General features: G+C 37.9%; 21 protein-coding genes and 1 riboswitch. Of the genes, 20 read left to right on the top strand and 1 reads right to left on the bottom strand.

What is annotated here, in order from left to right; genetic code table 11:
- Positions 1 to 41: 41 nt before the first annotated feature.
- From OU989_RS20560 to OU989_RS20505, 12 genes are all read left to right on the top strand, one after another.
- Positions 42 to 302, top strand: a complete 261-nt coding sequence (locus OU989_RS20560; protein WP_274794782.1) for a metal-sensitive transcriptional regulator — start codon at positions 42 to 44, stop codon at positions 300 to 302.
- 42 nt (positions 303 to 344) lie between these two features.
- A complete protein-coding gene (locus OU989_RS20555) occupies positions 345 to 686 on the top strand; it encodes a rhodanese-like domain-containing protein (RefSeq protein WP_274794781.1) in 342 nt (113 codons plus the stop codon).
- An 11-nt stretch (positions 687 to 697) separates the two neighbouring features.
- Entirely contained in the window at positions 698 to 997 is a 300-nt protein-coding gene (locus OU989_RS20550) for a rhodanese-like domain-containing protein (protein ID WP_274794780.1), read from the top strand.
- Positions 998 to 1,042: 45 nt separating this feature from the next.
- Positions 1,043 to 1,609, top strand: coding sequence for a sulfurtransferase TusA family protein (locus tag OU989_RS20545; protein WP_274794779.1), 567 nt, complete (start codon positions 1,043 to 1,045; stop codon positions 1,607 to 1,609).
- A gap of 17 nt (positions 1,610 to 1,626) precedes the next feature.
- A complete protein-coding gene (locus tag OU989_RS20540) occupies positions 1,627 to 2,022 on the top strand; it encodes a DsrE/DsrF/DrsH-like family protein (RefSeq protein WP_274794778.1) in 396 nt (131 codons plus the stop codon).
- 81 nt (positions 2,023 to 2,103) lie between these two features.
- Positions 2,104 to 3,231, top strand: coding sequence for an MBL fold metallo-hydrolase (locus tag OU989_RS20535; protein WP_274794777.1), 1,128 nt, complete (start codon positions 2,104 to 2,106; stop codon positions 3,229 to 3,231).
- Positions 3,232 to 3,375: 144 nt separating this feature from the next.
- Positions 3,376 to 3,603 carry a sulfurtransferase TusA family protein gene (locus OU989_RS20530; RefSeq protein ID WP_404809742.1) on the top strand — a complete coding sequence of 76 codons (228 nt, stop codon included), beginning with the start codon at positions 3,376 to 3,378 and terminating at the stop codon, positions 3,601 to 3,603.
- Positions 3,604 to 3,683: 80 nt separating this feature from the next.
- Complete coding sequence (locus OU989_RS20525; protein WP_274794776.1) at positions 3,684 to 4,460, top strand: sulfite exporter TauE/SafE family protein; 777 nt, start codon at positions 3,684 to 3,686, stop codon at positions 4,458 to 4,460.
- 12 nt (positions 4,461 to 4,472) lie between these two features.
- Positions 4,473 to 5,177: a DsbA family oxidoreductase gene (locus OU989_RS20520; protein WP_274794775.1), complete on the top strand. Its 705-nt coding sequence runs from the start codon at positions 4,473 to 4,475 to the stop codon at positions 5,175 to 5,177.
- A 236-nt stretch (positions 5,178 to 5,413) separates the two neighbouring features.
- Entirely contained in the window at positions 5,414 to 6,364 is a 951-nt protein-coding gene (locus OU989_RS20515; RefSeq protein WP_274794774.1) for a c-type cytochrome, read from the top strand.
- Positions 6,365 to 6,537: 173 nt separating this feature from the next.
- Complete coding sequence (locus OU989_RS20510; RefSeq protein ID WP_274794773.1) at positions 6,538 to 8,526, top strand: ABC1 kinase family protein; 1,989 nt, start codon at positions 6,538 to 6,540, stop codon at positions 8,524 to 8,526.
- Positions 8,527 to 8,850: 324 nt separating this feature from the next.
- Positions 8,851 to 10,005: a C40 family peptidase gene (locus tag OU989_RS20505; RefSeq protein ID WP_274794772.1), complete on the top strand. Its 1,155-nt coding sequence runs from the start codon at positions 8,851 to 8,853 to the stop codon at positions 10,003 to 10,005.
- Between the two features lie 99 nt (positions 10,006 to 10,104).
- Here OU989_RS20505 and ytvI read toward each other — a convergent pair whose 3' ends face one another.
- A complete protein-coding gene (ytvI, locus tag OU989_RS20500; protein WP_274794771.1) occupies positions 10,105 to 11,163 on the bottom strand; it encodes a sporulation integral membrane protein YtvI in 1,059 nt (352 codons plus the stop codon).
- Positions 11,164 to 11,252: 89 nt separating this feature from the next.
- Here ytvI and OU989_RS20495 point away from each other — a divergent pair, with 89 nt between their 5' ends.
- The 8 genes from OU989_RS20495 (at position 11,253) to OU989_RS20460 (ending at position 18,203) form a co-directional block, all read left to right on the top strand.
- Positions 11,253 to 11,807, top strand: a complete 555-nt coding sequence (locus OU989_RS20495; RefSeq protein ID WP_274794770.1) for a hypothetical protein — start codon at positions 11,253 to 11,255, stop codon at positions 11,805 to 11,807.
- Between the two features lie 94 nt (positions 11,808 to 11,901).
- Positions 11,902 to 12,099: riboswitch (cobalamin riboswitch) on the top strand.
- A 164-nt stretch (positions 12,100 to 12,263) separates the two neighbouring features.
- The gene (locus OU989_RS20490) at positions 12,264 to 12,821 is read left to right on the top strand and encodes a hypothetical protein (RefSeq protein WP_274794769.1); all 558 of its coding nucleotides are present in this window, start codon (positions 12,264 to 12,266) and stop codon (positions 12,819 to 12,821) included.
- Positions 12,805 to 13,755: an ABC transporter substrate-binding protein gene (locus OU989_RS20485; protein ID WP_274794768.1), complete on the top strand. Its 951-nt coding sequence runs from the start codon at positions 12,805 to 12,807 to the stop codon at positions 13,753 to 13,755. The genes OU989_RS20490 and OU989_RS20485 overlap by 17 nt, the downstream gene beginning before the upstream one ends.
- A 135-nt stretch (positions 13,756 to 13,890) precedes the next feature.
- Positions 13,891 to 14,658, top strand: coding sequence for a tyrosine-protein phosphatase (locus OU989_RS20480; RefSeq protein ID WP_274794767.1), 768 nt, complete (start codon positions 13,891 to 13,893; stop codon positions 14,656 to 14,658).
- A gap of 138 nt (positions 14,659 to 14,796) precedes the next feature.
- On the top strand, positions 14,797 to 16,164 hold the full coding sequence (locus tag OU989_RS20475; RefSeq protein ID WP_274794766.1) for an MATE family efflux transporter: 1,368 nt from the start codon (positions 14,797 to 14,799) through the stop codon (positions 16,162 to 16,164).
- A gap of 2 nt (positions 16,165 to 16,166) precedes the next feature.
- Positions 16,167 to 17,000: a putative RNA methyltransferase gene (locus OU989_RS20470; RefSeq protein ID WP_274794764.1), complete on the top strand. Its 834-nt coding sequence runs from the start codon at positions 16,167 to 16,169 to the stop codon at positions 16,998 to 17,000.
- Between the two features lie 78 nt (positions 17,001 to 17,078).
- Positions 17,079 to 17,681, top strand: a complete 603-nt coding sequence (locus OU989_RS20465; protein WP_274794763.1) for a lysophospholipid acyltransferase family protein — start codon at positions 17,079 to 17,081, stop codon at positions 17,679 to 17,681.
- A 60-nt stretch (positions 17,682 to 17,741) separates the two neighbouring features.
- Positions 17,742 to 18,203 (top strand): low molecular weight protein-tyrosine-phosphatase, encoded by a 462-nt coding sequence (locus OU989_RS20460; RefSeq protein WP_274794762.1) that lies wholly within the window; start codon positions 17,742 to 17,744, stop codon positions 18,201 to 18,203.
- Positions 18,204 to 18,367: the final 164 nt, after the last annotated feature.

Raw genomic sequence — 18,367 nt, 5'->3', positions numbered from 1 at the left:
AAGTAAGTTCAATCAATCGTTTTGGAAGGGGGCATAACAGAATGGCATATGGCTCAAACACTGCAAATCGTGTGAAACGTATGGAAGGTCAATTGCGTGGTATTTTACGCATGATGGAAGAAGGTCAAAGCTGTAAGGATGTGATCACACAGCTATCTGCCGTGCGTTCTGCGGTTGATCGGACGATCGGTGTTATTGTAAGTGAAAATTTATTGGATTGTGTATCGACTGCCGAAGGTGATGCAGAAAAAATGAATCTAGCCATCCAAGAGGCAATGGATCTAGTTGTGAAAAGCCGATAAATTTATATACCCTTTAACGTATAAAGAAGGAGGAATGATCATTTGGAGATATGGATAATTATTGCGTTAATCGCTGTATTTTTTATTTGGCGAATGAAACCAACAAAGGGCGTTCAGTCAATCTCAACAGCGCAATTAAAAAATATGCTGAATGATAAGGATAAGATATTTATCGATGTACGCACACCTGCTGAATATAAAGGTCGGCATATCTCTCAATTTAAAAACATGCCACTTGGATCGAGCTTTGACAATTTGCCAAAGGATAAAGAAGTAATCGTTATTTGTCAAAGTGGTATGCGAAGTAGTCAGGCGTGTAAACAATTGAAAAAGCAAGGCTTTGAACGTGTTACCAATGTTCGAGGTGGTATGAGTGCTTACTAGGAGGAGATAGAATGAAGGAAATTACGGCGAATGAAGTACAACATTTGATAGATCAGGGGAAAAAGCTGAACCTTATTGATGTTCGAGAGGTAGATGAGGTACAAGCTGGACATATACCAGATGTTATGCATATACCGCTTGGTTTATTGGAATTTCGACTGCATGAATTAAATAAAAATGAGTCGTATATTATGGTTTGTCGTTCAGGTGCCCGTAGTGGTCGTGCTACCCAGTTATTAGAAGATAATGGCTTTGATGCATCGAATATGGCTGGTGGTATGTTAGCTTGGGAGGGTAAAGTACAAATATAGATAATATCTATATTTTTTTGTTAAAAATAATACCGGGTATGGTATATGGAGGTTGTGGAAAATATGAAGGCGGATTTTCAGCTAGATGCCAAGGGCCTTTCTTGCCCGATGCCGATTGTGAAAACAAAAAAAGCTATGGTTGATTTAGTGGATGGTCAAATTTTAGAAGTATCTGCGACAGATAAAGGGTCAAAAGCCGATATTGCGGCATGGGCTGAAACTGTAGGCCACCAATATATAGGCACTATAGAAGAGGATGGCGTGCTGAAACATTATATTCGTAAATGTACCAACGATCAAATAGAAGACATAACGTTTGATCAAACAATTGATCTAGAACAAATCACTAGTCGTGAAGGATTAATTCTTGATGTACGTGAGGAAGCGGAATTCGCTTTTGGCCATATTGAAGGGGCAAAATCTATCCCAATGGGCGAACTAGAGGCACGTCTTTCAGAGCTTGATAAAGAGCAGGAGATTTATATTATTTGTCGTACCGGCAAACGCAGTGATATGGCTGCGCAGAAGCTTGCTTCACATGGTTTTACAAAGGTATTTAATGTCTTACCAGGAATGACATCCTGGAAGGGTGAACTTACAAAAAACATTTAAATTGGAGGAATTTTATTATGTCAAACAAGGTAGCAATTATTGCAAGTAATGGTGGTTTATTTGATGCTTATAAGGTGTTTAATATCGCAACGGCAGCGGCAGCTTCAGAAAAGGAGGTAGCAATCTTCTTCACATTTGAAGGATTGAATTTTATTCATAAGCAAGGTATGCATGCGCTACCAATGCCTGCTGGGGCAGAGCATTTTGCGGAAGGTTTTGCAAAAGCAAATGTTCCGGCCATTCCTCAATTGGTGGAAATGGCACAGGAATTAGGTGTGAAATTTATTGCTTGTCAAATGACTATGGATGTAATGGGTTTATCGACGGAAGATTTTATTGATGGTATTGAGGTTGGCGGAGCTGTAACATTCCTTGAATTTGCGAAAGATGCAGCGCCATCTCTAACTTTCTAAAGACTTGTACTTCAAGGCGGAGAGTGGAGAAAGCTCTCCGCTATAAAAAACATTAAAATTATACCTATGGGGGTAAACTGTATGTCAATTCAGAAGTGGAATGCGTCACAAGTTGCTAAAAAGGTTATTAACAATGAAGAATTGTTTATTTTAGATGTTCGTAATGCGGATGCATTTGAAGATTGGAAAATTGATGGTCGCCGCTTTGAGTACTTAAATATTCCGTATTTTGAACTGTTAGATGGAATTGAGGAGATTTTACCGGAAATCCCATCAGATAAAGAAGTATTAGTAGTTTGTGCAAAAGAGGGGTCATCATTGATGATCGCGGAAATGCTAGCTGAAGCAGGTCGAGATGTTGCTTATTTAGCAGGAGGTATGAAATCTTGGAGTGAATACCTAGAGCCGATTAAAGTTGGCGATTTAACAGGTGGTGGCGAGCTTTATCAGTTTGTCCGTTTAGGAAAGGGCTGTCTTTCTTATATGATCATATCTGAAGGAGAAGCTGCTATCATTGATGCTGTTCGTTTTACGAATATATTCACAAGCTTTGCAGAACAACAGAACGTTAAAATTAAACATGTTTTTGATACACATTTACATGCAGACCATATTTCAGGTGGTCGCCATATTGCAGAAGCAACTGGTGCAGCTTACTATTTACCACCAAAAGATGCGGAAGAGGTTGTCTTTCAATATACGCCATTAGTTGATGGAACAACTGTTCAAATCGGAGCATCTAAAATAGATGTAGGAGCTATCTATTCTCCAGGTCATACAATTGGTTCTACTTCATTTGTGGTCGATAACAAATATCTGTTAACAGGAGATATTTTATTTATTGATTCAATCGGACGTCCTGATTTAGCGGGACTTGCTGATGATTGGGTTGGAGATTTACGTGTTACGCTTTACAAGCGTTATCGCGAATTGTCTGATGAACTTATTGTATTACCAGCGCATTTTATGATTATTGATGAGTTGAATGAAGATGGAACCGTGGCAAAACGCTTAGGAGATTTGTTTGCCCAAAACCATGGTTTGAATATACAAGATGAAGAAGAATTTAGACATGTGGTGACCGATCAACTCCCTCCACAGCCGAATGCTTATCAAGAAATTCGTCAGGTCAATATGGGGAAAATAACACCTGCACCAGATGAACAAACAGAAATGGAAATTGGACCAAATCGCTGTGCTGTACGATAGAGCATGCTAAAGTGCAATGAGTACGCATGCATGCTTATAACATGTAAATTCCGTGGATTGAAGGCGCTCTTCCTTCATGAAGATAAAAAACAAGAAGACTCGGCAAAATCGCTTACAAGCTTTGCCGAGTCGAAGGAGATTATGATGAAACCTAATTTACAACTAGATGCAAAAGGCCTGTCTTGTCCAATGCCTATTGTGAAGACAAAAAAAGCAATCGACACCTTAAAGGCAGGGGAAGTTTTAGAAGTTCAGGTGACAGATAAAGGAGCTTTAGCGGATATTCCTGCTTGGGCAAAAGCTGGGGGTCATATCATTTTAGACCACTACGAAGAGGCTGGCGTCATTACATTTTTAATTCAGAAAGCATAGAGCGGATTGAGGGTTGTCTATTACAGTAGAACAACCCTTCTTTCTCTTTATTGATTGCAGCCAGAAAGAAGGAAAAACAAATGGATATTGCATGGATCTTAACCATTTTACTTATTGGTTTTCTTGGTTCATTTGTATCGGGGATGTTGGGGATTGGCGGTGCTATCATTAATTTCCCGATGCTACTATATATCCCGCCATTATTAGGTTTTGCGGCCTTTTCTGCACATGAGGTGTCAGGGATTAGTGCGATTCAAGTGCTTTTTGCTGCGCTTGCTGGAGTTTGGGTATATCGCAAAGGGGGATATTTAAATAAATCACTTATAATCTATATGGGGAGCTCCATATTAACAGGAAGCTTTGTAGGGAGCTTTGGTTCAAAATTTTTATCAGAGTCCGGTATTAACATTGTCTATGGTATCCTTGCGTTGATTGCAGCTGTGATGATGTTCATCCCGAAAAAGCAAATTGATGATAAATCGATGCAGGAGATTACTTTTAATAAACCACTTGCAGTCATATTAGCATTTATTGTTGGTATCGGTTCAGGGATTGTGGGGGCAGCTGGTGGCTTTTTATTAGTGCCAATAATGCTTGTTGTCTTAGCAATCCCAACACGTATGACCATTGCGTCAAGCCTTGCTATTACTTTTATTTCCTCAATAGGAGGTACCGTTGGAAAATTAATGACAGGACAAGTTGAATATCTTCCAGCGCTCATCTTAATTGTATCTAGTCTAATAGCGGCTCCACTTGGTGCGAAAGTAGGGGGGAAGTTAAATACGAAATTCCTACAAGTTATTTTAGCGGTTCTTATATTAGTAACAGCGATAAAAATTTGGATGGACATTTTATAAGGGGGGATAGCTTTGAAAATTGAAGTCTTTTCTGATTTCACATGTCCGTTTTGTTATATTGGCAAGCGAGAACTAGAACGGGCAATTGATATTGCAGGCTATACAGGACTAGTGGAAATTGAATATAAAGCATTTCAATTAGACCCAGATATACCAAAATTGAATGCACCAACCTTTTACGAGGCGATGGCTAAAAAATATGATATCACGCTAGAAGAAGTAAAAGAAATGGTCAAGGGCATAGCTATGAGAGCAATGGAGGTTGGTTTGGATTATGAATTTGCTAAGATGTCCACTTCCCATACTGAAAAAGCACATCGTTTAGCGAAGTGGACACAGCAATTTGGTAAAGCGACGGCTTATACAGAAGCATTAATGGCTGGTTATTTTAAAGAGGGTAAAGATGTAAATGATGACGATTTTTTATTAAAAGTTATTGCGAAATTAAATTTAAATGTGGAAGAAGCGAAGAAAATCATAACATCGGCTGACTTTAGTGAAGCATTAGAACAGGATCGCTATGATGCCCAACAACTGGGGGTACAAAGTGTACCATTCTTTGTGTTTGAAAATAGATATGGTATTAAAGGCGCTGAACCAAATGAGGTTTTTGTAAAAACTTTACATCAAGCGGCGGAAAAAGCGGGTATCCAACCAATAATAAAGATAATGGGAAATGGTGAGTCTGTATGTGCCGATGGAGTATGTAAATTGTAAAAGGCTAGATGAGTGTCGAGTACATGATGTGCTCGACACTTTTTTATTCAGATATGGCTATATACTGCAAGAGGTATTAAGTCTTGTTTTCTTTGTTGTAGGACAATAACAAATGTATATTTTAACCATTTTTATCATCTTAATGGTTCTGTTTTAGGTATGTGTGAGAAAAATCACATCCAAATAATTGCTATGTTGCTAAAATGAAAAGGAAGATACAAAGGGGGGTATTATAGATGAAACCTATAGTAGCAGGAGTAGCAGGGACAGTACTGTTAGCAGGCTCAATCTTTGTTGGAACAATTGTCAGCGACAAAATTTCAGTAGAGTCAAATGCTGGCAAGGATGAAAAGACAGTGCAGACACAAATACCAACAACAGCAGCTGCTCAGTCGTTGGTCTATGCTCCACCAAGTATTGAAGAGGTGCCGGATGGACCTATGAAAGAGGCGATATTATACGGCTATGAGCTAGTGAATAACACACATGTTGCAGCAGATGAATATGTGGGGAATCAATTATCTTGCACAAGCTGTCATGCAGGAGCAGGCTATGATGAGCAAGCATCGTCGTTAGTAGGGGTCATGGCAAATTATCCACAATATATTGGACGCTCTGGTGATGTTGTGACGATAGAAGAGCGTATTAATGGCTGTATGGTTCGTAGTATGAATGGTAAAAAATTTGAAATGAATAGTGATGAATTGGAGGCCATGGTAGCGTATTTTGCTTATATTTCTGAAGGTGTACCAATAGGAGCAAAACGTGAATGGGCTGGTACAAGTGATATGAAGAATGTTCCGATTCCAGATGTTGCAAATGGTGAGGAGCTTTATGGACAGTCCTGTATAGCTTGTCATGCTGCTGATGGTTCTGGTACGGGTGCAAATACAGGTCCTGCATTATGGGGAGATAATTCCTTCAATGATGGAGCAGGGATGGCGCGGATATCAAAAATGGCTGGTTATATTCAAAACAATATGCCAGTCGGAGCAGCAGGTACTTTAACAGATCAGGATGCTGCTGATTTAGCCGCTTTTATTTTATCGCAGGATCGACCAGAATGGGCAAACCACGATAAAGACTGGCCAAAAGGCGGGCGCCCAAATGACATTATGAATAAAGAAAAACGAGAACAAATTAAAAATGGCACAATTGATTGGGAAAAAGTGCTTTCTACTAACTAATGAATGAAGGGATGCTGGCTGACAGCGTCCCTTTCCTATTTGTTAAGTTAAGCGGCTCATGGGCAATTTTGGATAACAAAATATTAGTTATGATCCTTGTAAAAGAAAGTTAGTACATAAATTTGCTATACTAGCGGTAGTAAGAGATGGAAATGGTGCAGGAGGTGACACTGTTGATTTTTTTGAAGTTTTTGATCCAAATTATCATAGTATCTGGTTTGATTTACATTGTTAGTGGACGATTAATTGGCTCCAATATCAATTTTGTTCGTAGAGTGCTATCGGTTGTTATTAGTGTGACATTAACCTCTTTTGTTTACTGGTATTCTTATTTGCGCCATACGGATTTTTTATCAGAAACGATGATGCAAACGGTGACAGAAGTCAGTACGCTCATTTGGATTGGGAGTATGCTACTCATTTCTATGTTGCTCTATTTAGTTTTTGAACTGTTTGATCCAAGTGGTATAGCAACAGGAGACCGGCGAAACGGCCAAAAATCCATGTTATTTCGACTGCGTAGCTATTGGCGACAACAGAAACGTTTAAGGCAAGTACTAAAAATTGCTGTCACAAACGGTGTTGTGCAAACGATTAAATATGCTAGGCAACGTGAAAATGAAAAAGAGCTTGCCATTGCCTTAAGAGCAACATTAGAGCAATGTGGTGGGATTTTCATTAAATTTGGACAAGTACTGTCAACGAGGAAGGAATTATTTTCGCCCATTTTTATAGATGAGCTAGAAAGACTTCAGCACCGTGTGAAGCCTTTACCAGAGGAGCAAGTTACACAAATTTTAGAAGGCTCACTTCCACAACCAATGAATGAAATATTTAGCCATTTTCAAATGGAACCCATTGCGGCTGCCTCTATTGGTCAGGTGCATAAGGCGCGACTTAAAAATTATGAAGATGTTGTAGTTAAGCTTTTGCGTCCAGAAGTAAAAGGAATCATGCGTGATGATCTTGAAATTTTAGAGGAGTTTGCCAACTGGCTTTCAACAAAATCAACTTGGGCAGAGTCATTAGGCTTTCGGGAGCTAGCTGGTGGATTTGCGGATGGATTACGTGAGGAGATTCATTTAGATATTGAGGTCCGTAATACTTTACAGGTCAAAAATGCTCTAGCGAAAAGTGACTATAAAGTTCGAATACCTAAAATATACACAGCCTACAGTAATGAGAATGTCATTGTGATGGAATATATTCGAGGGCAAAGCGTAGCAGATGGGGCAGCTGAATTCAAACGGTTGTCTATCGATCGTAGGCAATTCGCAAGAACAGTATTATATTCATTTTTTGAACAAATGTTATTCTCTGGAATTTTCCATGCAGACCCGCATCCAGGAAATATCCACATCGATGAAACAGATGGCACACCAGTTCTGCTTGATTTTGGTGCAGTTGGGCGATTAGGCGCTACACAGCAGGAGGGTTTGAAGCTATTCTTGATGGGCATTCAGCTTAATGATTCAAGCGTTTTATATGATGGCTTAACATTATTAGTGGAAAATGCTGATCACGCAGACCGTGCAAGGATGGAGCAAGCAATTGATCAAATTTTACTAAAAATCTCCTATGTTGATCGTATACCGACTGAAGAATTAATTCATGCATTATTTACAGTAGTAAGGGACTTTGGTTTAGCGTTCTATCCTGCAGTAGGGTTGGCTCTTCGTTCCTTAGTGACACTGGATGGCACTTTACGAGTAATTGATTCCCGTTTTGATATTTTTACCGAGGCAAAGGATTTTTCTGCTACATATATGCGTGCCTCTTTCTTAAAGCCATTTAAAGAACCAATGGCTACTAAAGAGCGACTTCAGGAAGAACTGTCCATGCTTATACCTACTTTACGTAAAATGCCAAGAAGAGTAGATCAGCTAATTCAACGCGTTGAAAGCGGGAAGATTATTTTACATCATGATGTTTTTTCAGATGAACATAATGCTCGTTTTATTACACATTTGTTTTCTCGCTTTGTGCTGCTTTTAGTAGGGATCACCTTTGGCATTATATCCGTGGCGCTTTTAGCTATCTCGCAATTTATTCATGATTCTTATGCGGTTTACTTAAATACTGCCGCCTATTTAGGTTTATTTTTATGTGCCATTTTATTAGTAAGATTATCGATACAAGCTCTAAGATCAATGAAACAGTAGATAGGGAATCTTTTCCCTATCTTTTTTTGAAACATTGTAGAGAAATATTACAAAAACATTACAAAACGATGCGTAGGTCTAATGTCGAATAAGCTATTTTTATCGCTATGTAGATTAAATTGGTTATTTGTAGAATAAATACGCATTATATCTAATGTTACAGAAATATTTCGAGTTTTACTAATGTATTAAATAGATGAGAAATAGTATAAAAGTTATGCCGGAAATGCTAAACTTTAAAAGGCTAATATAAATATAAGAACAATTAATTAAAATAGAAATCGTTCAAGTGATTACATAGGATATCGAGAGCGAAATTGATAGATGAAGGGAAATGAAGGTAACGTGGGAAAGCGCAATAAATGGCGTAAGTCGATGGTGCTAGCATTGGCACTAGCAGGCGGCTTATTATTTAATACAATTCAACCAACAGAAGTACATGCCGAAGAAACTTCTCAACAAATGATCGAGAAAAAGGCTGAAATAGATAAACAAGTGAAGAAATTAGAGCAAGAATTAACAAAGCTACAACAAGAGATCGACGCAAAAGTTAAAGTATTTAAACAAGTACAAGCTGAAATTAAAGAAGTAGATGCTAGTATTGTTGAAACACAAAAACGTATTGAACAACGCTCTAAAATCTTAAGTGAGCGTATGGCTGCATATCAAGCACAAGATAACACTGTAGGCGTTTATTTAAATGTCGTTCTTGAAGCAAAAAGCTTTGCAGATTTAATGGACCGTGTCGTAGCGGTTAAAACATTAATGGATGCTGACCAAGAATTAGTGGATCAACAGGAAGCAGATAAAGCAAGCTTAGTGCAACAAAAAGCTACATTAGATGAAAAGCAAAAAGAGCTTCAAAAACAATTCCAAGAGCTTCAACAAAAGGAAAGCGAAATGGAAGTGAAAAAGGCTGAAAACGAAGCGAAATCACTTGCATTAAAAGCTCAAATTGCAACGAAACAAGAAGAAGAACGTTTAGAAGCGGAGCGTAAAGCAGCTGAAGAAGAAGCAGCTCGTTTACGTGCTCTTCAAGCAGCAACGCCAGTAGTACAAGCAACTCAAAATACTGGTGGTGGTCAACCACAAAAAATTATTGTTGGCTCTGGAGCTGGTACAGCATCATCAGGAGATGCTATTTCAACTGCTAAGCAATTCCTAGGTCGTCCTTATGTTTGGGGTGGTAGCAACCCATCAACAGGCTTTGACTGCTCAGGTCTTGTACAATGGTCTTACAAACAAGCAGGTGTTTCTTTACCTCGTACAGCATCACAACAATATTTAGCAACACAGCGTATTTCAGCAAGTGAAGCACGAGTTGGTGACTTAGTATTCTTCAGCTACGGGTCTGGGGTAGCGCACGTAGGTATTTACTTAGGTAACAACACAATGATCGATGCTCAAAACAACGGTGTCGTAATTGAATCACTTGATTGGTGGAATCAATACTTAGTAGGCTTCGGTCGTATTCAATAAGCAAGCCTCTTTATCTAATAGACGATTGACATGAGAAAAAGGTCATCTTTGTAGAGAAAAAATACAAAGATGACCTTTTTTTATTTAGCTTAAAAATTTTTAAATTTTAAAGTTTAACTTAATGACACCTGTCTCTTTCAATGCAATAAAGAAAATTATAACAAAGGGACCGACAAGTAAACCGATAATACCAAATAACTGAAGACCAATGAACATGGCGATTAATGTTGGCAATGTAGATAAACCGATATGGTCTCCCATTAATTTAGGCTCGACTACTCGACGAATAATAAGTAAAATAGCAGCTAAGATGAATAATTTTACAGCAATAGCTGTGTTACCCATCAGTAAATGATAAAGTCCCCATGGAGCTAAAATAATGATAGAGCCTAGGAAAGGGACAATATCTATTAACCAAATAATAATCGTCATTGTTATGGCATATTTGGGCTGGATTAATAGAAGTCCAATAAGTGTGACGCCTCCAATAATAAAGCTTACAAATAAGTGTGCCTTCATATAACCGAAAGTTGCATCCTTTAGACGATTAAGGATAATCTTTATTTTCTTTGCAGTGTTGGGCTTTAAATATTTATAAGTGATTTGCTTTAATTTAGGCAAATCAAGCATAAATAGGAATAGAGCAATCATATAAACGAGAAGACTGATAAATAGGCTTGGAATTTCTGAAAAGAAGGCTGAAACTTTGCTATAATTAAAGAAGCTTAAAAAGAATTCTTCAACTTTTTTTATGAAATCCATTGTGGTTTTTTGAAGTGAAGCACTTACTTCTGGTGGAAAGTCTTCTGTATATTTAGAGATATTTTCTTGCATATGGAGCCACATATCTGATAGCTTGGAAATATAATAGGGAGCTTGCTTAGATAGTAAAATTATTTGCGACATGATTTGTGTAATGGACAGATAGCAAATAATAGATATAACCATAACACTCACTATGTATATAAAAGCAACTGCTATTTTCCGTGACATCTTCCATCGCCTTTTAAAGAACATGACGATTGGTTCTAAGAAAAATGCACTTATACCTGCAAATAGTAAAGGCATGGACACAGGGATAATAAAATAGGCAGCTACAAGTAAGGATAGAATCACAATTACTCGAAAAATCAATTTCCTAGCATTAAATTTATTCATAAACTCACCTTCTTTGCGAAAAAATTAAGTTAAGTGTACCATAAATCAAATTTTATTACGTTCTGAATCAATAAAGGTAGGGATAAATTATGGAAAAAGAGATTTTGCAACTTTTTAGTAATCTAACAGAGCGTGACCACGATATTCAATATGAATCTTACGAGGAACTAATGAAAATTATGCAGGAGCCCGTAGATTGGACATATGCAGTATGGGAACAGCTTGTACAAGCACTTACATACAAAGATGGACATGCTCGTGCACGTGCTGCACAAATTTTATGTGCCTTAGCCGCAAAAAGTGATCCAGAAGAAAGGGTATTGGAGGATTTTTTGAAAATTTGGGCTGTGACGTATGATGAGCGATTTGCCACGGCGAGGAACGCGTTACAAGCTATTTGGAAAATTGGATTAGCAGGTCAAGTACAAAGAGACTTAGTTGTCTCGTATCTAGCTAAGAGATTTCAAACCTGTTTGGATGAAAAGCATCCCTCTCTTATTCGCTATGATATTATTATTTCTTTTAAAAAGCTTTATGATCAAACGAATGACTCTAAATTAATAGCTATTGCACACCGCTTAATTGATGAAGAGCACGAAGTTAAACACAAAAAGAAATATAAGGCAGCCATCCGTTCAAAGTAGCGAGATGGTGTTTTTTTGTACAGGATGTAAAGTTTCTATTTGGAGTACAACTGTTTTTTCCTATTAATATATGGTAAACTGCTTTACAAATGAAATATTCTTGCAGAATAAAGGTGCTAACTAGCATAATCGGGAATTCGGTGAAAAACCGAAGCTGTTTCCGCAACTGTAAGTACAGCCATTATAAAGATATACCACTGTCTCCAAGGAGATGGGAAGGTTCTTTATAGCTCATTAAAATTCATTAATGAACTGTACAAGCCAGGAGACCGACCTTTATTTGAACGTATAACAACTCTTCGGAAGCTAGGAGGATATACGGCAAATTACATAGGTAATGTCATAGTAATTGGCAATCATTATGTTATTTTCGTCGTTCCTTTGCTTAAAGGAGCGGCGTTTTTTTATGCTATCGTTCATGTAAGAATTTATCAAAATGGGAAGGGGGTACATCAAGTGAAAAAGGATGCACGTTATTCTTGTTATCCGTTTATGCGTGAGAAGGCTTCAACGGTTGATTATGAGATTCGAACAGATAGTCTCACAACACATCTAGGGGTTGCATTAGCTGCAGTAAAAAAGGAGGATGTACAAGTTGTCGTAGATGATTTGCTGCTTATATTACCTATGGCTTACCATGTCAATGGTTCAGTCCGAGGAAAGCTAGCAGTAACAGAAGAAGATCTTTCTTGGTTAAGCGAACGCTATGACTTTTATGTTCGTCATGTGAAGGAAGAAATACAAAGTTTTGTTTTACCTCAGGGCACAGAGGCTGCTGCTGCTTTACATCTTTGCCGCAGTGAAGCCAAAAAATCATATCGTACATTACATAAGGTTTCAGAGGAACGAGAGGTACCAGCTATCCTTTTCGACTACTTAGGCTTGTTAGCAAATGTATGCTTTGTCATGGCAGTCTATATGAATCACCAAGCAGGTATAGCTGAAATACCGTTTATTAGTAAATCCTATCCAATGAAAAAGAAAAGGGAGAGTAAGAATGAAGAAAGTATTTAATTTCCAATGGCTATCAGTGCTAGTACTAATATTAGTTTTAGCAGGTTGTGGTACCTCAGAAGATACAAAAAATAAAGAGGCTTCACAGGATACGCAACAAACTGAACAAACAACCTACAAAGTAACAGATGATCGTGGTGTAGAAGTAGAATTTAAAGAAGTACCAAAAACTATTGTTTCCTTACAACCAAGTAATACGGAGATTTTATTTGCACTAGGTGTTGGTGAGAAAATCGTAGGAGCAACAGAGTATGACACATATCCAGAAGCAGCACAAAAAATCGAACGAGTATCTGATTCTCAGAATTTCGATAGTGAACGCATTATAGCCTTAAAGCCAGATGTGGTCATTGCTTACACAATTGGCTCTAAGGATGCATTGAAACCATTAGAAGATGCGGGACTGAAAGTATTTGTTATTGAATCTGCCACATCATTTGATGATGTTTATGGGGATATTGAACAACTAGCTGCTGTAATGGGTGTTGAAGATAAAGGAAATGAATTAAACGAACAGATTAAAGCGAAAATTACTGAAGTACAAACAAAGGTGAAAGAAGTAAAAGCACCGAAAAATGTTTATTTAGAGATTAGTCCTAAGCCAGATATTTATACGGCAGGCGCTGGAACTTTCCAGCAAGAAATATTAAATGCAGCCAATGTTAAGAATGTCTTTGCTGATTTAGACAATTGGGCGCAAGTGTCTGAGGAAGAGGTTATTGCGAAAAATCCAGAGGTTATATTAACAACAGTAAACTATACAGAAGATCCTATAGGGGAAATTTTGACACGTGATGGTTGGAATACTGTGAAAGCTATTCAAGATAAAGCTGTACAGTCTCTTGATACTGATATCTCTAATCGTCCTGGTCCACGTATTGGAGAAGCAGTAGAATTAGTAGCTAAAGCTGTGTATCCAGAGTTATTTAAATAACAATTCAAGGCTAGCTGATCTAACGGCTAGCCATTTTTATATGGTTAGTTATTACCTAGCGTGAAAATTGGAATTAATTTAATTTGTTCTATAGAATAAAGGTAAGAATGCTTAATAATTTAGGGAGGGTAGTGAATGGAACAGTTAGATACACAGGTTATTCCGTTTGAGGCAGTCTATAATTTCCGAGATATGGGGGGATATAAGACAAGGGATGGACGTATTGTAAAGAAGGGTTTATTCTACCGATCTGCAGCACTTGGTAAAATGACATCAGCAGATAAAGAGCGATTTGAAATGTTAGGTATTAAAACTATTTTTGATTACCGTGACAACAAGGAAGCACAGCATAATCCTAACCCCGTGTTCTCACATGCTCGATATATTCAAATACCAGCAAAGGGTAATCATGCTTTTGAAATGCCCACAAATGCTGGTGGTAAAGATTTTTATAAAGTAGTAAGCCCCGAAATGTTCCGAAATTTTTATGCGCAAATGCCTTTTAATAATCCCTCATTTAAGGAGCTAATGAAAACCATTCAAAATCCTGATAATTTAGGTCTTGTTCACCATTGTGCAGTTGGAAAAGATAGAACAGGTATAGGAGGCGCCCTGATTTTACTAGCTTTAGATGTACCAGAGGAAACAATCATGGAAGACTACCTAGACACTAATATACACTTACAACCCATGGTGGAAAAAATGGCTCAAGCTATTCAGCATCAGTATAATGAACAAGAATTACAGCAATTTTATGCATTGATGTCTGCTCGTGAAGATTATTTACAAGCAGCATTGGATGCTATGGATGATCTCTATGGCTCAAAGACTGCCTTTATGGAACAGGAATTTGGACTAACAGCTGAAAAACGTAAGCAATTACAGTCTTACTGTTTGACGTAAGGAAAAGCCCTTTCACAAAGCTATGTGAAGGGGATTTTTTGTGTGGAAGCGCTGTCTTATCATAAACCTCTTTACAGTCTGAAAATTTGTGATAAGATACAATAGATTTTCAAGAAAAAGATAGGAGAAGTGAAAGTATTGGCAGACACAATTAAAGAGACAAATAAGTTAAGTCTATTCCATTTAACGTGGCCTATCTTCTTAGAAGTATTTTTATTTATGTTAATGGGACTAGCTGATACTTTTATGCTCAGTGCTTTATCAGATAATGCTGTATCAGGAGTAGGTGCAGCCAATCAATATATCCATATAGCTATCTTGATTCTTGAAGTGGTTGGTAATGGTGCATCCATTGTAGTTTCCCAATACTTAGGTTCAAGACGGTTCTTCGAAGCAGCAAAAATATCAGCTTTAGCTGTTACAATGAATTTGGCCGTTGGGCTTTTGATGAGTATTCTATTTTTCTTCTTTGCTGATCATTTAATGACAATGATGAATTTACAGGGAGAAGTACTCCACTATGCGCAAAGCTATTTAGCAATCATCGGGAGTTTTATTTTCCTTCAGGCTATTATCAATGCTTTAGCTGCAATTATCCGCGTACATGGTTGGACGAAGCAAACAATGTACGTATCACTTGGTATGAATATATTGCACGTGGTTTTAAATTATGGTCTTATTTTTGGGAATTTAGGTTTTCCAGAGCTTGGTGTTAAAGGTGCAGCTATTTCTTCTGTTATTAGTCGAGGTTTAGCGGTACTCGTATTTTTCTGGTTGTTATATCAGGTCATGGAAGTGCGTATAAAGATTCAATATTATTTCGAGTATTCTAAGGAATATGTAAAAAAAATATTGAACATTGGCCTACCGTCTGCATTTGAGCAGGTTCTTTATCAGTTTTGTCAAATCATCTTCTTGTATTATGCAACATATTTAGGAGCAGAAACATTAGCGGCACGACAATACGCCATGAATATTTCAATGTTTACCTATTTATTTGCGATTGCTATTGGTACAGGAACAGCAATCATTATTGGTCGTCATGTAGGTGCAGGGAAAAAGGACGATGCTTATCATCAGCTTTGGACTAGCGTACGTGCGGCATTTGTTTTTACGATTATAATGGTCGCTTTTGTCACGATTTTCCGCAAGCAGCTTATGCATGTTTTTACAGATAACCCTAACGTTATAGCAATTGGAGCATCCGTGTTAGCTTTAAGTATTTTACTTGAGACGGGTCGCACGATGAATATTGTTGTCATTAACTCGTTACGTGCTTCAGGGGATGCGAGGTTCCCTGTGAAAATCGGATTTCTGTCAATGGTTTGCATGAGTCTTCCATTGGGTTATTTATTTGTCTTTGTACTGGATTGGGGCTTGGTTGGAATTTGGCTAGCCATTTCAGCAGATGAATGGTTGCGGGCAATTATCGTATACTTTAGATGGAAGAGCCGTAAATGGGAGCGATTTGCCCTCGTTTCACCTAACGAACAGAAGGAGGCATAGCAATGGGTGCATTATCTAAACGTGCAATAGGGGCAGCATTAATGGATCAACAGATTAATCTTTTTGCTTGTCCGGTTTGTCAGCAATCGATGTATGTTTATGAGCAAGGGAGGTTGGTTTGTTCTGCCAACCATTCATTTGATATTGCCAAGCAAGGCTATGTCAATATGCTAACGAATAGCGTCTCCTCTAAATATAGTAAGAGTCTTTTTGAATCCCGCAAGGCTGTAATTGATAGCGGAATCTATGATGTAGTGGAAGCTAAAATCAGTGAGATTGTAGCGCCTGCAAAAACAGTGCTTGATACTGGATGTGGAGAAGGATCACATTTAGCTCGAATTATGAAGGCCAAAAAGTATGGGATAGGTATAGGAATTGATATAGCAAAAGAAGGCATAATGGCTGCAGCTCGTCATTATCCACAACAAATTTGGTGTGTAGGTGATTTGGCGAAAAGTCCGTTTGCGAAAGCAAGCTTTGATGCAATTTTAAATATTTTATCACCTGCCAATTATGAGGAGTTTAAACGGCTTCTTGCGCCTGATGGCTGTATTGTAAAGGTTGTGCCACAAAGCGGATACTTACAGGAACTGCGTGCTCAATTATATGCAGATTCAAGCAAAGAAACCTATTCTAATGAGCAGATTGTTGCACGTTTTCAAGATAGCTTTCATGAGGTTACCAAAGAACGTGTTACCTATACTCTACCACTTGATGAGAATCTTGTGCCCGCGTTATTAGAAATGACACCAATGGGCTGGCATAAAAAAGAGGATAAAGACCTCATATTAAATGCAATTACAATCGATGTAGATCTACTAGTGGGGAAGGTTTAGATGGTCGCAGGCAATTGCAGTATACTGGTCTTTTCGATTACAATGGGAATAACTATTGAATAAGGTAGGAATGTAACAGTGTATAAATTAGCAGCAAATGTTGTCAAAGTAATATTGAAATTAATGGGCTCAAAGGCTCGTGTATATGGAGAAGAAAACTTACCAAAAGACGGTGGGTTTATTATAGCTTGTACACATACAGGCTATGTTGATATTTTAAACCTTGGTGTAGCCATGTATCCACGGGAAATTCATTTTATGGCAAAGAAGCAATTATTTGAAATGAAAGGCCTTGGATGGCTTATTGAGCGTTTAAATGCCTTTCCGGTAGACCGTGATAATCCTGGTCCAAGCGTGATTAAAATTCCTTCACAGTTATTGAAGGAAGGCAAAATCGTGGGGATTTTCCCATCTGGAACTCGAAATGCAGAAGGCTCTGATTTAAAACAAGGAGCGATTACAATTGCACAGCTGGCAAAGGTGCAAATTGTTCCTGCTGCTTATGTTGGTGCACGCAATGCTGGAGATGTAATGAAGCGTGGCAAAGGCTATTTAATTTATGGTGAGCCGTTTTATGTAACAGGTAAAGGTAAAGAAGGTCGTGAACAATTTACACAACACCTTGAACATGAACTGATTGCTTTAACAGAAGAATTACAGAAACGAATTGCAGTCAAATAAAATAAAGTGGCACTCAGAATCAACTTGATTTTGAGTGTTTTATTGTGGGAGGATAGTAGAATGATTCGAGTACTTTTCGTGTGCTTAGGCAATATTTGTCGCTCTCCAATGGCAGAAGCTGTCATGCGTGATTTAATAGAGAAAGAGCATTTGAATGATAAAATTGAAGTGGATTCTGCTGCTACGAGTTCGTGGCATGTTGGTGAGCCCCCTCATCGTGGTACACAAGATAAGCTTAAAGAGTATGGCATTTCTACTACAGGAATGCGTGGTCGACAATTGCAACAAGCTGATGTTGAAAAATTTGCTTACATTATAGGTATGGATGAAAGTAATATTCGCAATATCCGTACGATGTTAGGTGATCCCCATTCACCAAAGATATTTCGTTTTTTAGATTTAACAGAGCATCATAAGGACGTCCCTGATCCTTACTATACGGGAGATTTTCAAGAAACCTACGATTTAGTACGTGAGGGATGTCAGGCGTTACTCGTAAAAATAAAACAAGAGTTGTTGTAAGGCGATACTAAATAGCGTAAATTTTAACAGTTATTGCTTTAGAAAAAGTTCGCTTAAACATTGGTATATCTAGCTTTGTAAGAATCATTGTGTTATTATTTGCAGAGTAAAGATACGATAAGTATTTAATTACCATTTTCAGATATGCAAATGTGTATCTATTA

It is taken from the genome of Lysinibacillus irui (assembly GCF_028877475.1).
GTDB classification, from domain to species: domain Bacteria; phylum Bacillota; class Bacilli; order Bacillales_A; family Planococcaceae; genus Lysinibacillus; species Lysinibacillus irui.
This window is presented reverse-complemented; position numbering and strand designations above follow the sequence as displayed.

Bases quoted from the DNA above. Each gene is read 5' to 3' on its own strand.
- OU989_RS20560 (WP_274794782.1), top strand. From the start codon at position 42: ATGGCATATGGCTCAAACACTGCAAATCGTGTGAAACGTATGGAAGGT.
- OU989_RS20550 (WP_274794780.1), top strand. From the start codon at position 698: ATGAAGGAAATTACGGCGAATGAAGTACAACATTTGATAGATCAGGGG.
- OU989_RS20545 (WP_274794779.1), top strand. From the start codon at position 1,043: ATGGAGGTTGTGGAAAATATGAAGGCGGATTTTCAGCTAGATGCCAAG.
- OU989_RS20540 (WP_274794778.1), top strand. From the start codon at position 1,627: ATGTCAAACAAGGTAGCAATTATTGCAAGTAATGGTGGTTTATTTGAT.
- OU989_RS20535 (WP_274794777.1), top strand. From the start codon at position 2,104: ATGTCAATTCAGAAGTGGAATGCGTCACAAGTTGCTAAAAAGGTTATT.
- OU989_RS20530 (WP_404809742.1), top strand. From the start codon at position 3,376: ATGAAACCTAATTTACAACTAGATGCAAAAGGCCTGTCTTGTCCAATG.
- OU989_RS20525 (WP_274794776.1), top strand. From the start codon at position 3,684: ATGGATATTGCATGGATCTTAACCATTTTACTTATTGGTTTTCTTGGT.
- OU989_RS20515 (WP_274794774.1), top strand. From the start codon at position 5,414: ATGAAACCTATAGTAGCAGGAGTAGCAGGGACAGTACTGTTAGCAGGC.
- OU989_RS20505 (WP_274794772.1), top strand. From the start codon at position 8,851: ATGAAGGGAAATGAAGGTAACGTGGGAAAGCGCAATAAATGGCGTAAG.
- ytvI (WP_274794771.1), bottom strand. From the start codon at position 11,163: ATGAATAAATTTAATGCTAGGAAATTGATTTTTCGAGTAATTGTGATT.
- OU989_RS20495 (WP_274794770.1), top strand. From the start codon at position 11,253: ATGGAAAAAGAGATTTTGCAACTTTTTAGTAATCTAACAGAGCGTGAC.
- OU989_RS20485 (WP_274794768.1), top strand. From the start codon at position 12,805: ATGAAGAAAGTATTTAATTTCCAATGGCTATCAGTGCTAGTACTAATA.
- OU989_RS20480 (WP_274794767.1), top strand. From the start codon at position 13,891: ATGGAACAGTTAGATACACAGGTTATTCCGTTTGAGGCAGTCTATAAT.
- OU989_RS20470 (WP_274794764.1), top strand. From the start codon at position 16,167: ATGGGTGCATTATCTAAACGTGCAATAGGGGCAGCATTAATGGATCAA.
- OU989_RS20460 (WP_274794762.1), top strand. From the start codon at position 17,742: ATGATTCGAGTACTTTTCGTGTGCTTAGGCAATATTTGTCGCTCTCCA.